Genomic DNA, 14,981 nt, shown 5'->3' with positions numbered 1-14,981 from the left:
TAATTGTTGTACTGCCAATTGTAATTAGTGTGTTTTTGTGAAACCTACAAGCATAACCATCCGAAAAAATTAAATTTAATGCAGACTAAGTCTCATTTTTAAAAATTCTTTAATCAAACAATATGTTTAGTTCATTTAAAGTTGGAAGTTCATCGTAAGATTCATCTGCATCTATTGTGTTTACCCAATTTGACTTTGAAACGATACAAAAATTAAGCTTTTTTAGCACAGTAATATCTTGATCTAATAAACCTAATGGAATCCACATAAAATCAGTAGTGCCTACTAAGTTAGGTACTGGTGACCCACATTGACTGCAAAATGAAGATGTGAAGCCTGTTTCTTTTTTATAGGTGCGGACAAGTTCTAAACCTGATAACCACTCAAATTTATCCTTATTTACTAATGTTGCTGCGTTTGCCCCGGTTCCGGTTTGTTTACGGCAGAGACTACAGTGGCAATGATAGACAGTATTTATTCTCTTAGTAACTGAAAATTTGACTTCATGGCACAGACAAGAACCCACGTGGCTCATCTCAGGCATCCTTAAAAAAATAATATTGAATATAGCATTAGGCATAAAAGGGTTAAATTTAACTTTATATTTTTAAATAGATATATCTCTATAAAAATAAAGAATTGCTAGCGTTGAGGCTTGGCAGAATGTATTTATAACGTTTAATATGAATTTTGACATATAAATTGAATATAAAAATGCTGTGATGTGCTTATCTTGGATGCGACTTTAAAAGCTTACATGATTAATCAAATTTATCAGCAGTATAGTAGTATGGCATTAAATGCTTGGGGCTTTACACATACACCTTCGTATAACGGTACATACGACCCTGATGAGAATGATATAGTGACGAATAGCTTTAATTGGTTGAATGATGAGCAAGCTACAAAAAAAACAGAACAAGGACTGACTGCTTTTGTGGCATTAGATGATGCCTTTATCAGTATCGCTTCTCGTATGTATCTGATTAGAAATGCAAAAGAAAAAATCGATTTACAATATTATATTTGGACCAATGATTTTGTTGGAAACTTAATGCTGCACGAGTTACTAACGGCGGCAGATCGTGGTGTAAAAGTTCGGTTACTCATTGATGATCAAAATGGAGTAAAGCTGGATGGAGTTCTTAGAAGCCTTCTCCACCACCCCAATTTTGAAATTCGATTATTTAATCCATACAAGTTTAGATATTTAAGAATTTTAGACTATATTTTTCGGTTCAAAAAAGTAAACCATCGCATGCATAATAAGTTAATTATTGCGGATGGCGTGATTGCGGTAACAGGCGGTCGAAATATTAGTAGTGAATATTTTGACGCAAGTAGTAAATTTCAGTTTACAGATCTAGATATTTTATTTTATGGACATACCGTACAACATGCACAGTCTGTCTTTAATGATTTTTGGCAAAGTGATTTAAGTCAAAATGCTACTGAGCTGGTGGGAACATGTGCTGTTCACCATTTGCAAACACTAAGGCAGCACTACCATGATTTAATTCATGAAAGTGAAAATCATACTCAAACTGAAGATAAGCTTTACGATGCTCAAAGCTATTTAAAAGAACTTTTAGAGCACTATCCAATCCAGTGGTCAAAAGCATATTTTGTTGCCGATTCACCTAAAAAAATCTTAGGACTGGCCGCTAAAGAAGAAATGCTTTATGGGCAAGTCCTAAAGATTATGGGTGAACCAAAGCAGCATATTGAATTAGCTTCTGCTTATTTTGTTCCTACCCAACAAGGCACTTACTATTTAAAGCAACTCAAGGTGCAAGGTGTTAAAGTCAGGGTTTTAACCAACTCTTTTGCTGCAAATGACGTGGCAATTGTGCATGCCTTTTATAGTCAATATCGAGTCGAGATGCTTAAAAGTGGTGTAGAACTATTTGAGTTTAAGCCCTTTTTAGAACGCAGACGCAGAACTTGGTATGAAGTGGTGACTGGAAGTGTGATCCCTGCTAAAGGTAAAAATAAATCGAGCTTACATGCCAAGTTTTTTGATGTAGACGGTAAAGTATTTATTGGTTCGTTTAACTTTGATCCTCGTTCGACTTACTTAAATACTGAGGTCGGTCTGGTTATTGAGTCGAGTCAATTACAAGCGCAAATTTCGGTCATGCTCGATCAGCACTTACCTCAAGTTGCTTACCAGCTTAAGTTAAATAGTGAAGGCAAAATTGTTTGGTTAGATTATCAGTCGGATGGAAAGATTGTTGAATATGAAAAAGATCCAGATACGAGCCTTTTCCAACGTACCATGATTAAAGCTGTTTCATATCTGCCAGTTGAATGGATGATGTAACAGCATTTCAAGTTTACTTATAAAATGCCTATCTCTTTAAAGAATTTTTGATAAGCCTCTGCTTTCTTCTCTAGCGCTAATGGATATGCTCTAGAAGAAGATGGTAGACGATATAAATTAATATTTCGTCCAGCAAAGTAAGTCGAGGTAGACATTCCTATAAGCGGTTTTTCGGTGTGTTCTGGTAAAACTGATATTAAAGTATCAGTCGCTTTATCGCCTGTGGTCATAATGGTTTGACATAGAGGAATCTGCTGAAGCAAAACAGCAAGATCTGTTGGTGTTACTATTTCAAGAAATTTATCTGCGGCATTCCCTTTCAACCGCTTAATTTGATAAGCGGTATCAAAGATTGCAATACCAGTTTCAATCAAGAAGTTTCGAATACGTTCTTCATTAAAATTTTTTTGGCTTTCACTTAAAAAGTAAGTTTTGTCTTGGAAAAAAATTAAACCGAAAATACGCCACATATCATTTTGGAAATTAGGATAGTAAAAATCCATCTTCCATTTATTACGTGGCGGTGGAAAACTGCCCAACATTAATAAACGGGCATTATCAGGTAAAAATGGCTCAAGTGGATGAGTTTCTATCTCAATTATCATAAAAAATCAGTATTTACTTAAAAATTTTATAAACAAATTAACCTATTTTTTAGTTAATCACGAGTCATGAAATGCAATTTCTCTTAATTAAAGCGTTAAAGGTTGTACAAAAGCGATCATTATTGAGGAATACTTATTTTAAAAATACTATGTGAATGTTGATTTAAATAATCGACTTGACCTTTATGGGCAATGACAAGAGCTTGTACAACCGAAAGACCTAACCCAGTGCCGCCTAACTCTTTATTTCTTGATTGTTCTAACCTGAAAAAAGGGTTAAATAAATCTTTGCGATGCTCAGCTGAAATGCCAGGTCCTTCATCTTCTATTTCAAGAATCCAGCTAGTTTGTTCTTGTCTCGTTGAAACAATTAACTTTCCCGGATTTGCATAACGTGTAGCGTTATCCAGTAAAGCAATTAAAATCTGTTCAATTCGCCGTTGATCACACTCAACTTTTGGCGCTTCAATATCGAAAATGACTTTAAGCTGAGCTTTTTCTAATTTTTCTTCAAACATGTGCACGACTTTGTGAGCAGTTTCATTAAAACAAATCGTTTCGAGGTTAAGTCTAAGCTGTTGGTTTTCAAAAAGACTCAATGTACGTAAATCTTCGACTAGGTTTGAAAGACCTTCTACTTGATTCAGTAAGTTTTTAAATAAAATAGGGTCAGCTTCAAAAACACCATCAATAATTCCCTGCAACCTACCTTGCAAAATGGTGACTGGCGTTCTTAACTCATGTGCAATTGCGGCATTCCAGACATGAGCATTTTCAACTGAGGTCTCTAGTTTTTGAGCCATATCATTAAAATTATCCATAAGCTCACCAATTTCAGAAGAATGATGCATCGGTTTTTCAACTCGTGCGCTTAAATCGCCATGACTAATTTTCTTTGCTGCATCTGCTAATAGATTAATAGGCACGATAAAGCGTTGAGCAAGCTTAATGCCTAAAATAATTGATAATGCTGTGCCAAACAAAAGCACGGCGAATAACCATATACCATCTAGATAGTGGAAGAACTCATCACTTTCTTTCAGCTTTTCGAGAGATATAAGCCCTACTTCAATTGCAACATAGTAGGTGCCATAACCTAAAATTAGCGAACTCAGCGTAACACTTAGGCTGGTAAAACTCAGTGCAATAATCAGTTGCTTACTAATTCCCGTTTTATTTTTCATGTGGATGATCCAACCTGTAGCCTACACCACGAACATTAATGAGCATATTTCGTAAACCCAGATCTTCTATTTTCTTTCGTAGCTTACTGACGTGACTATCGACCGTACGTTCTAATGCATCTCGATCTGGTAGACACTGATTCATGAGCTCTGAACGAGTAAAGACTTTATGAGGATGCGGTAACATCAGTAATAAAATTTTGTACTCAGTTAGAGTTAAATTGAGTGTTTGTTTTTGATCGCCCGAATGGATGTAAGCAGTATGAATTTCGGTATTCACCTCAATATTTTTATAAATCAGATTTCGGCTGGGAGTTTGCTGGTTTTGTTGAGTACGTCTTAGTACTGCTTGTACACGTGCGACCACTTCATTTGGATTAAAGGGTTTTACGACAAAGTCGTCTGCTCCAATTCTTAAAGCCATGACTTTATCAATTTCTTGATCTAAAGCCGTAAGCATAATGACTGGTGTTGCTGCTTTTTGCCGAATTTTATTCAGTACTTCCCACCCGCTCAGTTCCGGCATTTTTATATCGAGAATCACCAGATCAATAGGCTGCGCTGCGTGTATTTCAATTGCCTGCTTACCATTCATGGCCCGTACAACACGCATACCCTCACGCTTAAGATAATGTTCAATAATATCGCCAATATCATATTCATCTTCTACAACGAGAATAAGCTTATCCTGACAATTAAACGTAAAGGTTGACTCGAACATAGCAATAAGACGCGGGAAAAATTTGATTTATCATACGCGTATTTTTTGATAGATCTCCACACTTTTTCCACATATTCGTGATTTTGGTTACACACACATCAAAAATAATGCCAGCATCTAGAAGTCCATTAGGTGTTATAAAAGTGCAAAAGCATTTTTTAGTTCCATTCGTTTTATCTTTCGTTTTTGTGTTAAACGGCTGTGGCAATGAACAAGTAAGTGATCAAACACAAGTATCTACGGCTAAGGTTACCGTTATTTCAATTCAACCGCAGTCTATTAACTTTAGTGAAAATCTACCGGCGCGCGTTCACGCTTTCAGAACTGCCGAAATTCGTCCTCAAGTTGGCGGTATTATCGAAAAAGTTTTATTCGCTCAAGGTAGTGAAGTTAAAGCTGGACAACCTCTATATAAAATAAACTCAGAAACATTTGAGGCTGATGTAAATAGTAATCGAGCGGGTTTAAATAAAGCTGAAGCAGAAGTAAACCGCTTAAAAATACAACTTGAGCGTTATCAGCAACTTTTACCAAGTAATGCGATTAGCAAGCAAGAAGTAAGTAATATCGAAGCGCAATATCGACAAGCGATTGCAGATGTTGCTCAAATGAAAGCATTATTAGCTCGACAAAATCTTAATTTACAGTATGCGACAGTGCGAGCACCGATTTCCGGACGTATTGGTAAATCATTCGTAACGGAAGGCGCTTTGGTTAGTCAGGCTGATAGCAATACTATGGCGACTATTCAACAAATTGACCGCGTTTATGTCGATGTAAAGCAGTCTATTGGAGAATATGAGCGCCTACAGGCGGCTCTACAAAGTGGTGAGTTATCTGCCAACAATCAAAAAGCTGTACAGATTTTGAATAGTTTGGGACAGCCCTATAACGTTACAGCAAAAATGCTGTTTGAAGATATTAATGTGGACCCTGAAACTGGGGATGTCACCATTCGTATTGAAGTGACCAATCCTGAAAGAAAATTACTGCCGGGTATGTATGTCCGCGTTAATATTGAGCGTGCTTCGGTTCCTCAGGCCTTACTCGTGCCAGAACAAGCTATTCAGCGCAATATGAATGGCGATCCTCAAGTTTATGTAGTGAATGCTAAAGGTGGTGCAGATGTTCGCTCAGTAGAGTTAGGGCAACAATATGAGCAGTTTTATCTCATCAATAAAGGGCTGAAAGCAGGCGACAAAGTTGTTGTTGAAGGTATAGAGCGTATTCAGCCCAACCAAAAACTGGCCATTTCAGCATGGAAAGCGGCTTCAACAGAAAATACGGTGAAGCAAGGAGATGCTAAATGATGTCTCAATTCTTTATTCGCCGTCCTGTTTTTGCATGGGTAATTGCAATTTTTATTATTCTATTTGGTGTGCTGAGTATTCCAAAGCTACCCATTGCACGCTTTCCGAGTGTCGCTCCACCCGAAGTAAACATTACAGCAAGTTATCCTGGCGCTACTCCCAAAACGATTAATGATAGTGTGATTACCCTCATTGAACGGGAAATGTCAGGAGTAAAAAACTTACTCTACTATAGTGCTACAACGGATTCTTCAGGAACCGCTGAAATTACCGCGACATTTAAACCCGGTACCGATGTGGATATGGCACAAGTCGACGTACAAAACAAAATTAAAGCGGTTGAAGCACGCTTACCCCAAGTCGTCCGCCAACAAGGCTTAGCTGTAGAGGCATCTTCCTCAGGCTTTTTAATGCTTGTTGGTTTAAACTCACCTAACCATCGTTATTCAGAAGTCGATTTGAGTGATTATCTGGTTCGTAATGTGGTCGAAGAGCTTAAACGTGTTGAAGGTGTCGGAAAAATTCAGTCATTTGGTGCTGAAAAAGCGATGCGAATTTGGGTAGATCCAAATAAATTAGTTTCTTATGGTCTATCGATTAGTGATGTAAATAATGCGATTCGTAACAATAATATCGATATTGCACCAGGTAGACTTGGTGACCGTCCTCTAGTTAATGGTCAATTAATTACCATACCTTTATCCGCTCAAGGACAGCTTGAAAATGTAGAGCAGTTCAAAAATATTAGTCTAAAGAGCAATATTAGCGGCGCCAATATTAAGTTGTCGGATGTCGCCGATGTAGAAATGGGAGCTCAGTCATATAATTTTGCGATTTTAGAAAATGGTAAACCTGCAACAGCTGCAGCTATTCAGTTGAGCCCTGGTGCAAATGCAGTAAAAACAGCAGATGCGGTAAAACAGAAACTCGAAGAATTAAAAGTAAATTTACCTGAAGGCATGCAATTTAGCGTTCCTTACGATACTGCTCCTTTTGTTAAAATTTCGATAGAAAAGGTAGTTCATACATTAATTGAAGCCATGGTTTTGGTCTTCATTGTGATGTATCTATTTCTTCATAATGTTCGCTATACCTTAATTCCTGCGATTGTCGCTCCAATTGCCCTGCTTGGCACCTTTACCATCATGCTTTTAACCGGTTACTCAATTAATGTGTTAACTATGTTCGGTATGGTGCTTGCGATCGGGATTATTGTCGATGACGCGATTGTAGTCGTTGAGAATGTAGAACGAATTATGGCAACCGAAGGTCTATCTCCTAAAGAAGCGACTTCTAAAGCCATGACAGAGATTACCAGTCCGATTATTGGTATTACCTTGGTGTTGGCAGCCGTATTTTTACCAATGGCTTTAGCAAGTGGTTCGGTCGGTATTATTTACCGCCAATTTACCATTACGATGTCAGTCTCAATTTTATTCTCGGCATTTTTAGCTTTAACACTCACCCCTGCACTTTGTGCAACCTTATTAAAACCTGTTGATGCAAATCATCAAAAGAAAGGTTTTTATGCATGGTTTGATCGTAGCTTTGATAAAGTCACAAAAAAATATGAAGCGATTTTACTTAAAGTCGTTAAACATACTATTCCGACTTTAATTATTTTTGTGGTGATTACAGGTTTAACTTGTGCAGGTATGAAATATTGGCCAACTGCTTTTATGCCAGAGGAAGATCAAGGCTGGTTTTTAACGTCTTTCCAATTACCTTCAGATGCGACTGCTGAACGTACAACAAAAATTGTGAAAGATTTTGAAGGCCATTTAAATGAGCAGTCGGATGTTAAAAGCAATATTTCAATTATGGGTTGGGGATTTAGTGGCGCTGGCCAAAACGTTGCACTCGCTTTTACAACCTTAAAAGATTTTGGTGAGCGTGATAAATCTACTACTGACTATACCAACTTCATAAATGCAGAAATGGCAAACAGTAAAGAAGGTACAACTATGTCTGTACTTCCTCCGGCCATTGATGAATTGGGTACATCTTCAGGCTTTAGTTTACGTTTACAAGACAAAGCAAACTTAGGAATGCCTGCTTTAATTTCGGCGCAAGAAAAGCTTATGGAAATGGCGGCCCAAAACAAAAAATTTTACATGGTTTACCCAGAAGGTCTACCTCAAGGTGACAATATTAGCTTGAAGATCGACCGCGAAAAACTAAACACTCTAGGAGTAAGCTTTGCTTCTGTTTCAGATATTATTTCGACCTCAATGGGATCGATGTATATCAATGATTTTCCAAATCAAGGCAGAATGCAGCAAGTTATTGTTCAAGCCAATGCAAAATCACGAATGCATTTAAAAGATATCTTGAGTTTGAAGGTTGCAGGCGCAAACGGACAACTGGTGTCTTTATCTGAGGTCGTGATTCCTCAGTGGAATAAGTTGCCGCAGCAATATAATCGCTACAATGGCCGACCATCATTAAGTATCGCTGGAGTGCCTAACATAGGGGTATCTTCAGGTGATGCGATGCGAGAAATGGAAAAGCTAATTGCTAAACTTCCTCAAGGTATTGGTTATGAGTGGACAGGTATTTCATTACAAGAAAAGCAATCTGAATCTCAAATGGTATTCCTTATTGCTTTATCAATGTTAGTCGTATTTTTAGTTCTAGCTGCACTTTATGAAAGTTGGTCAATTCCGTTATCTGTCATGCTTGTTGTTCCCTTAGGAATCTTTGGTGCGGTAATGGCCATTATGTTAAGAGAAATGCCAAACGATATTTTCTTCAAAATTGGTCTTATCACTATTATTGGTTTATCTGCCAAAAATGCGATCTTAATTGTTGAGTTCGCAAAGATGCTCAAAGAAGAAGGCATGACTTTAATTGAAGCAGCCGTTGCAGCAGCAAAGTTACGTCTACGCCCAATTTTGATGACTTCCCTTGCCTTTACTTGTGGTGTTATCCCATTGGTCATTGCAACTGGAGCAAGTTCGGAAACTCAGCATGCATTAGGTACAGGGGTATTTGGAGGTATGATATCTGCCACCATCTTGGCCATCTTTTTTGTTCCCGTGTTCTTTATTTTTGTGTTGGGAGCCGCAGAGAAACTATTTTCCAAAAAGAAAATTAATTCTTAGTTAAATGGATTGAGGCGAAACGTATCTATGTTTCGCCTCAATGACTTAGAAATATGAAAAGTCTACTGACAGGAAAACGATTAAGAATTAAGGACTTTAAAGACTTTACCTGTTCTTGGATGAGCAAAGCTATTATCTGGATCTAAATTGATGACTTTATCCGAAATCACAATTTTAGAAAGTGGTAACCAGCTCTGTTCCAATTCAACGTCTATAAAGTTTTTTTCATTGATATTTTCATAAATTTGTTCGACAACGATTTCCATACCACACATACTTTTAGCATTCACTTCTTTTAAGATATGGCGTTTTGACATACTAGTCTCCATTTTTTTATTATCCGCATCGACAATAATAAAGATTGCACTGATACAATATGTAAATTTTAATAATGAAAGTGTTTTCTTTGTTCTAATCATATTTTTGTAATAATTAAATGAATAGTTGAGTGATTATTTAATTTAAATATTATTTTTAAGTTAATCTATTCAATGTAAATATTACTTATTAAAAAATTTACTTTTAATCAAAATTAAAGGGTTCATTAACTGAACCCTTTTTATTTAATTCTAAACTTGTACTGCGTTATCCAGCGAACCATCATCTTTATTTTTAGCAGTGTCTTTACTAATCAATGAGTCTGTATCACTATCTGTGGTAAAGCTTTTGCTATTTTTTTGCTTTTTCTTGTACATACACATCCCAATCGCGATACCTGTTCCCAATACTATAATTGACTTTAACATTTTGCACCTCTTCGATTAATGGAGTAACTTTTGAGAAATTAGCTTAAATTAATAGCATAAAATTTGTTATTTAACGGCTTTGATTTGATCCGCTTTTGTAAGGTGTTTATTTTTTATGTTAATTGAAGAGAAAAATAATCCCGAAAAATAAATTTTGATACAAAGCAAAAAGCCTATTCTAAAAAAGAATAGGCTTTTCACTGTATTTCAGGATTAAGCAGTATTATGAATCGCTTTAGGCAATCTTATTATCTTTAAAAATACATTACAAATGTATTTAATGCTGAACTTTTAGTCAAGATGGGATTGAGGGTTTTTACCAATAATTAGCGATTATTGTGATGACTGTCACGTTTATATAATTAGGATAAGAAAAAACCCATTTCTACTTCTCATAAAGAAATGGGTGATGTGAAAACCACAAAAGACCTGAAATACCAAATGTTCTTACATTCAGTAAGGTTGAGTGTAGTGAATATACCGAATGGTTGACAATTAAACTATTTGTATTTTTTTTAGTCATTTCGGCCAATAAAAAAATAGTTATGATTCTGTAGATTAACTCTGTTTAGTCATTCATTATTGACCAAAAATTCTATAAAGCACCCTCACCCAATTATTAAGACATATATTTTCAATCAGTGTTTTTGAATAACCACGCTGTTGCATACGTTCAATTAAGCGATGTAGGCCTGTCACATCTTCAAGTTCAGTACCTATAAGTGCACCATCGAAGTCTGAACCAAAGCCCACATGTTCTTCGCCCAAATGATCCATTAAATATTCTAAATGTTCCAAAATTACATCAATCGATGTATCTGCATTTCGTTGTCCATCCGACCGTAAAAAAGCGACATCGAAATTTACCCCCACCATCCCTTTACTTTCTCGGATTGCTTTGAGTTGTGGGTCAGTTAAATTGCGTGCTTGGGGACATAAGGCATGCACATTAGAATGGGTTGCTACAATTGGCTGCTGCAATATATCTACAGTATTCCAAAAAGCTTTCTCATTCATATGTGAAACATCAATCACCATCTTTTTATCAGCACAGCGTCTTATAAAATCTTTGCCATCACTCGTGAGACCTGCTCCTGTGTCAGGTGAGTGAGGAAACTTAGCATTTAAACCATGCCCAAAGCGGCTAGGTCTATTCCAAAGTGGGCCAATACTACGCAAGCCTCTTTCATAAAATACATTGAGTAAATCAGGATTTTGCTGTAAAGCTTCAGCACCTTCCATATGCAATACAATTGCTAGCTTTTTCTCTGCCCGGCAATCCTGAATATCTTGAACCGATGTGCAGATTTTAATATTTTTAGAATACTGAGCAAGCTGGTGAGCTAAATCGAGTTGTTCTAAACAAATTTGTTCAATTTGCTGTTGGGTAAAATCAGAAGCATTCTGATCAAATAATTTATTGGAATGATGCTGTTGCACATAGCCATATGGAGGTAAAAAAATCGCAAACATTCCTCCAGTAAAACCAGCTTCTTGACAGCGTTTTAAATCAAGATGGCCAGCTAAACGGTCATGAATAAAAGCATGTACAGGATCTGGATGGTCACTTAGCCATAAACGTGTTAATGCGTCATTATGTCCATCAAAAACTGGAATATGGCGAGGCTCCATGAGTATTCCTACTTGCTATATATCTGTAATCGTGTGGACTGGAATATTTTGGGTGGTGCTTAAAGATTTAGAGTTTCTACTATTACGAAATACTAAATTTTGCAAAGGTGCAGCCAACTGACTTTCTGCCCGTGCTTGTTCAATCATTTGATGATACGGCGATTTCCCACATACAGGATCGGCATTAGCCGCATCTCCAGTCAACATATAGGCCTGACAACGACATCCGCCAAAGTCACGTTCTTTATCGGGACAGCTACGGCACCCTTCTGGCATCCATGCATCGCCACGGAAATGATTAAATCCAGTTGACTTGTACCATATATCTGACAATTTATGTTCGCGGACATTTGGAAACGAAATGGGCAGTTGTCGTGCTGCGTGGCAAGGTAGGGCCATACCATCTGGAGCAACCGTAAAGAAGATTTTACCCCAGCCATTCATACAGGCTTTTGGTCGTTCTTCATAATAATCAGGCACTACAAAAATGAGTTTGCAAGGGTGATTTTGCGCTTTTAATTTTTCTCGATATTCATTGGTAATCCGTTCAGCTCGTGTCAGTTGCTCTTGTGTGGGTAATAAACCTTGGCGGTTTAAAAAAGCCCAGCCATAAAACTGACAAATCGCTAGCTCGACTGTATCTGCATTGAGTTCAAGGCAAAGTTCAATAATTTGTTCAATCTGGTCAATGTTATGTCGATGAATAACAAAGTTAAGCACCATTGGATAATCGTATTTCTTAACCAATCGGCACATTTCATATTTTTGTTCAAAAGCATGTTTTGAACCTGCCAAGGCATCATTCACCACAGGGTCGCTAGCTTGAAAGCTCACTTGAATGTGGTCTAAGCCCGCTTGTTTTAGATCAGCAATACGTTGTTCGGTAAGACCCATGCCTGAGGTAATGAGGTTGGTATAAAACCCTTGCTGATGAGCATGTGCAACGAGTTGTTCTAAATCTTGACGTACCAGTGGTTCACCACCAGAAAAGCCGAGTTGAACAGCACCCATTTGACGTGCCTGATCAAAAACGTCAAACCACTCTTGGGTGGTTAGCTCATATTTATGCTGAGCGTAGTCTAATGGGTTTGAGCAATATGGGCATTGTAGCGGACAACGATAAGTTAACTCCGCTAATAACCATAAAGGCAGGCCAACACCTTCTGTCATACTAAATCAATCCAGTGTTGCTGCTTTGCGACCAGCATGTAATCCACTACATCCTGATCAATCTCAGCAATATCACCAAATTTTTGCTTTAACTGAGCAATAATTGCAGAAACATTTTGCTGCCCATCAATATATTGTCCAATTGCCCCTGCACTTTCATTTAATTTGATCATACCTTCAGGATATAAAATCACAAAACCATTTTGAGCTGGCTCGAACTGAAAACGGTAACCTTGTCGCCATGTTGGCACAAGGTTTAAATCAAACTGCTCTTTATTCATTTAAATAGTCCTTTGTGCCAAACTCGTTTGCTTGTCACGCTGTGATACGGTGCTTCATTGTGAACATATGCCAAAGTTAAAGCATCTAAAATGCTCCATAAAATATCCAGCTTAAACTGCAATATTTCAAGCATTCGTTCTTGTTGTTCATGAGTTGTAAATGAATCAAGCGTAATCGTTAAACCATGTTCAACGTCACGGCGTGCCTGACTCAAACGAGAACGAAAATACTCATAGCCTTTATCATCAATCCATGGATAATGATGCGGCCATGAATCAAGTCGTGACTGATGAATCTGTGGGGCAAAAAGTTCAGTTAAAGAGCTGCTTGCTGCTTCACGCCATGATGCACGGCGTGCAAAGTTTACATAGGCATCTACCGCGAAGCGAACGCCCGGTAAAACTAACTCTTCAGAAATAACTTGTTCACGACTCAAGCCCACAGCTTCAGCTAACCGTAGCCATGCTTCCCGACCACCGCCATCTGGATATTCACCATCTTGATCGATCATGCGTTGAATCCATTCTTGACGGACTCGTTGATCAGGGCAATTCGCCATAATCGCCGCATCTTTAAGCGGAATATTAATTTGATAGTAATATCGGTTTGCAACCCAAGCCTGAATTTGTTGCTGGGTGGCTTTACCTTCATACATCATCACGTGAAATGGGTGATAAATATGATAATACTGGCCTTTATCGATAATAGCTTGTTTGAATTGTTCAGTCGTTAAAGCTTCAGGTGTTTGAGTCATGTTTCACCTTAGAGTTCAATCTGCATGCCATCATAGGCAACTTCTACACCATTTGCCTTAAGCTCAGCAAACTGGCTAGAGTTTTCATTTAAAATCGGATTTGTATTGTTAATATGAATCAGCACTTTTTTAGGTGTACTCAGCTGGTTTAAATAAGACAGTGAACCACCTTCACCACTAATATACAAATGCCCCATTTCACGGCCAGTTTTAGTTCCAACCCCTGTTTGTTGCATTTCATCGTCTGTCCAAAGCGTACCATCAATTATGACGCAGTCTGAACTCTGCATAATCTGCATGATTTGATCATCAATTTTTCCAAGACCCGGTGCATAGAACAACTGCTTTTGTGTCTTATGATCTTTGATAATTAAAGCGATATTGTCGCCGTCATGTGGGTCATTTCGATGCGGTGAATATGGTGGTGCAGCACTTTTAATAATTAAAGGCAAAAATTCTAAATTTTCGAAACCATTAATTTTAAAAGCTTGTTTAGGGTTAATCCCATGATATTGAAGACCGCCATTCCAGTGTTTGAGCATATTAAAAACTGGAAAGCCGCTAGTTAAATCTTGATGGACCATTGCTGTACACCATACATTCATTGGGCAACCTTCACGTAAGGTTAAAAGCCCAGTGGTATGGTCTAACTGACTGTCCATTAAAATAACGCTTGTTATTCCTGTATCACGCAATTTACGCGCTGGTTGAGCTGCTTTAAATTCGAAGAGTTGCTGACGGATGTCAGGTGACGCGTTTAATAAAACCCAGTCTGTTCCATTTTCAGAAACAGCAATCGATGATTGAGTACGGGCTTTGGCTTGGATTGTACCTGTACGCACACCATGACAATTCGGGCAATTACAATTCCACTGCGGAAACCCGCCTCCGGCAGCTGAACCTAAAACATAAATATACATAAAATTAATATCTTATTAGAAAGAGATAAGCCCTAGAACAAGACTAGGGCTTATGACATATTTGATGAAACTGATTAACGTGCTTCAAAGTACATTGTAACTTCAAAACCAATGCGTAAATCAGTAAAAGCTGGTTTAGTCCATTGCATAAATTATCTCCGGTTCATATTAATCTTATGAAATGAATCACTTGATTAAGATTTATAAGGCAATTAAAAATTTATTCTAAA

Annotated in this window: 15 protein-coding genes; 3 read left to right on the top strand and 12 right to left on the bottom strand. The window is 37.5% G+C overall.

The genetic code is table 11. The features are described 5' to 3' along the window. Nucleotides 1-109: 109 nt before the first annotated feature. Nucleotides 110-544, bottom strand: a complete 435-nt coding sequence (locus MKL33_RS14705; RefSeq protein WP_270907290.1) for a GFA family protein — start codon at nt 542-544, stop codon at nt 110-112. A 189-nt stretch (nt 545-733) separates the two neighbouring features. On the opposite strand from MKL33_RS14705, the gene MKL33_RS14700 reads away from it, so the two are divergent. Beyond that, nucleotides 734-2,323: a phospholipase D family protein gene (locus MKL33_RS14700; RefSeq protein ID WP_086395242.1), complete on the top strand. Its 1,590-nt coding sequence runs from the start codon at nt 734-736 to the stop codon at nt 2,321-2,323. Nucleotides 2,324-2,340: 17 nt separating this feature from the next. Here MKL33_RS14700 and MKL33_RS14695 read toward each other — a convergent pair whose 3' ends face one another. The 3 genes from MKL33_RS14695 to adeR form a co-directional block, all read right to left on the bottom strand. Then, nucleotides 2,341-2,928: a uracil-DNA glycosylase family protein gene (locus MKL33_RS14695; RefSeq protein ID WP_270907252.1), complete on the bottom strand. Its 588-nt coding sequence runs from the start codon at nt 2,926-2,928 to the stop codon at nt 2,341-2,343. Between the two features lie 119 nt (nt 2,929-3,047). Further along, nucleotides 3,048-4,112, bottom strand: coding sequence for a two-component sensor histidine kinase AdeS (gene adeS, locus MKL33_RS14690; RefSeq protein ID WP_032003636.1), 1,065 nt, complete (start codon nt 4,110-4,112; stop codon nt 3,048-3,050). Beyond that, a complete protein-coding gene (adeR, locus tag MKL33_RS14685; RefSeq protein WP_202724095.1) occupies nt 4,102-4,833 on the bottom strand; it encodes an efflux system response regulator transcription factor AdeR in 732 nt (243 codons plus the stop codon). The genes adeS and adeR overlap by 11 nt, the downstream gene beginning before the upstream one ends. A gap of 143 nt (nt 4,834-4,976) precedes the next feature. Here adeR and MKL33_RS14680 point away from each other — a divergent pair, with 143 nt between their 5' ends. Beyond that, nucleotides 4,977-6,143 (top strand): efflux RND transporter periplasmic adaptor subunit, encoded by a 1,167-nt coding sequence (locus MKL33_RS14680; RefSeq protein WP_151302556.1) that lies wholly within the window; start codon nt 4,977-4,979, stop codon nt 6,141-6,143. Continuing rightward, nucleotides 6,140-9,247 carry an efflux RND transporter permease subunit gene (locus MKL33_RS14675; RefSeq protein ID WP_270907251.1) on the top strand — a complete coding sequence of 1,036 codons (3,108 nt, stop codon included), beginning with the start codon at nt 6,140-6,142 and terminating at the stop codon, nt 9,245-9,247. Before MKL33_RS14680 ends, MKL33_RS14675 begins: the two co-directional genes overlap by 4 nt. Before the next feature lie 80 nt (nt 9,248-9,327). Here the strand turns inward: MKL33_RS14675 and MKL33_RS14670 are convergent, their stop codons facing one another. The 8 genes from MKL33_RS14670 to pqqA form a co-directional block, all read right to left on the bottom strand. Next, complete coding sequence (locus MKL33_RS14670) at nt 9,328-9,564, bottom strand: hypothetical protein (RefSeq protein WP_016806236.1); 237 nt, start codon at nt 9,562-9,564, stop codon at nt 9,328-9,330. Nucleotides 9,565-9,816: 252 nt separating this feature from the next. After that, entirely contained in the window at nt 9,817-9,993 is a 177-nt protein-coding gene (locus MKL33_RS14665; protein WP_002113575.1) for a hypothetical protein, read from the bottom strand. A gap of 579 nt (nt 9,994-10,572) precedes the next feature. Next, on the bottom strand, nt 10,573-11,625 hold the full coding sequence (locus tag MKL33_RS14660) for a dipeptidase (protein WP_270907250.1): 1,053 nt from the start codon (nt 11,623-11,625) through the stop codon (nt 10,573-10,575). Nucleotides 11,626-11,640: 15 nt separating this feature from the next. Beyond that, a complete protein-coding gene (gene pqqE, locus MKL33_RS14655; protein WP_270907249.1) occupies nt 11,641-12,795 on the bottom strand; it encodes a pyrroloquinoline quinone biosynthesis protein PqqE in 1,155 nt (384 codons plus the stop codon). After that, nucleotides 12,792-13,076: a pyrroloquinoline quinone biosynthesis peptide chaperone PqqD gene (gene pqqD, locus MKL33_RS14650; RefSeq protein ID WP_004792407.1), complete on the bottom strand. Its 285-nt coding sequence runs from the start codon at nt 13,074-13,076 to the stop codon at nt 12,792-12,794. Before pqqD ends, pqqE begins: the two co-directional genes overlap by 4 nt. Continuing rightward, nucleotides 13,073-13,831, bottom strand: coding sequence for a pyrroloquinoline-quinone synthase PqqC (gene pqqC, locus MKL33_RS14645; RefSeq protein ID WP_270907248.1), 759 nt, complete (start codon nt 13,829-13,831; stop codon nt 13,073-13,075). Before pqqC ends, pqqD begins: the two co-directional genes overlap by 4 nt. An 8-nt stretch (nt 13,832-13,839) precedes the next feature. Continuing rightward, a complete protein-coding gene (pqqB, locus tag MKL33_RS14640; RefSeq protein ID WP_270907247.1) occupies nt 13,840-14,751 on the bottom strand; it encodes a pyrroloquinoline quinone biosynthesis protein PqqB in 912 nt (303 codons plus the stop codon). 74 nt (nt 14,752-14,825) lie between these two features. Continuing rightward, nucleotides 14,826-14,900 carry a pyrroloquinoline quinone precursor peptide PqqA gene (gene pqqA, locus MKL33_RS14635; RefSeq protein ID WP_001982218.1) on the bottom strand — a complete coding sequence of 25 codons (75 nt, stop codon included), beginning with the start codon at nt 14,898-14,900 and terminating at the stop codon, nt 14,826-14,828. Nucleotides 14,901-14,981 lie beyond the last annotated feature (81 nt).

The organism is Acinetobacter sp. AOR43_HL, from assembly GCF_027854635.1.
GTDB classification, from domain to species: domain Bacteria; phylum Pseudomonadota; class Gammaproteobacteria; order Pseudomonadales; family Moraxellaceae; genus Acinetobacter; species Acinetobacter pittii.
The sequence above is the reverse complement of the archived record's forward strand: the minus strand, read 5'-3'. Positions and strand labels throughout refer to the sequence as shown.

Excerpts from the sequence above, each read along its gene's own strand:
- MKL33_RS14705 (WP_270907290.1), bottom strand. The coding sequence starts at position 544 with ATGCCTGAGATGAGCCACGTGGGTTCTTGTCTGTGCCATGAAGTCAAA.
- MKL33_RS14695 (WP_270907252.1), bottom strand. The coding sequence starts at position 2,928 with ATGATAATTGAGATAGAAACTCATCCACTTGAGCCATTTTTACCTGAT.
- adeS (WP_032003636.1), bottom strand. The coding sequence starts at position 4,112 with ATGAAAAATAAAACGGGAATTAGTAAGCAACTGATTATTGCACTGAGT.
- adeR (WP_202724095.1), bottom strand. The coding sequence starts at position 4,833 with ATGTTCGAGTCAACCTTTACGTTTAATTGTCAGGATAAGCTTATTCTC.
- MKL33_RS14675 (WP_270907251.1), top strand. The coding sequence starts at position 6,140 with ATGATGTCTCAATTCTTTATTCGCCGTCCTGTTTTTGCATGGGTAATT.
- MKL33_RS14670 (WP_016806236.1), bottom strand. The coding sequence starts at position 9,564 with ATGTCAAAACGCCATATCTTAAAAGAAGTGAATGCTAAAAGTATGTGT.
- MKL33_RS14665 (WP_002113575.1), bottom strand. The coding sequence starts at position 9,993 with ATGTTAAAGTCAATTATAGTATTGGGAACAGGTATCGCGATTGGGATG.
- MKL33_RS14660 (WP_270907250.1), bottom strand. The coding sequence starts at position 11,625 with ATGGAGCCTCGCCATATTCCAGTTTTTGATGGACATAATGACGCATTA.
- pqqE (WP_270907249.1), bottom strand. The coding sequence starts at position 12,795 with ATGACAGAAGGTGTTGGCCTGCCTTTATGGTTATTAGCGGAGTTAACT.
- pqqD (WP_004792407.1), bottom strand. The coding sequence starts at position 13,076 with ATGAATAAAGAGCAGTTTGATTTAAACCTTGTGCCAACATGGCGACAA.
- pqqC (WP_270907248.1), bottom strand. The coding sequence starts at position 13,831 with ATGACTCAAACACCTGAAGCTTTAACGACTGAACAATTCAAACAAGCT.
- pqqB (WP_270907247.1), bottom strand. The coding sequence starts at position 14,751 with ATGTATATTTATGTTTTAGGTTCAGCTGCCGGAGGCGGGTTTCCGCAG.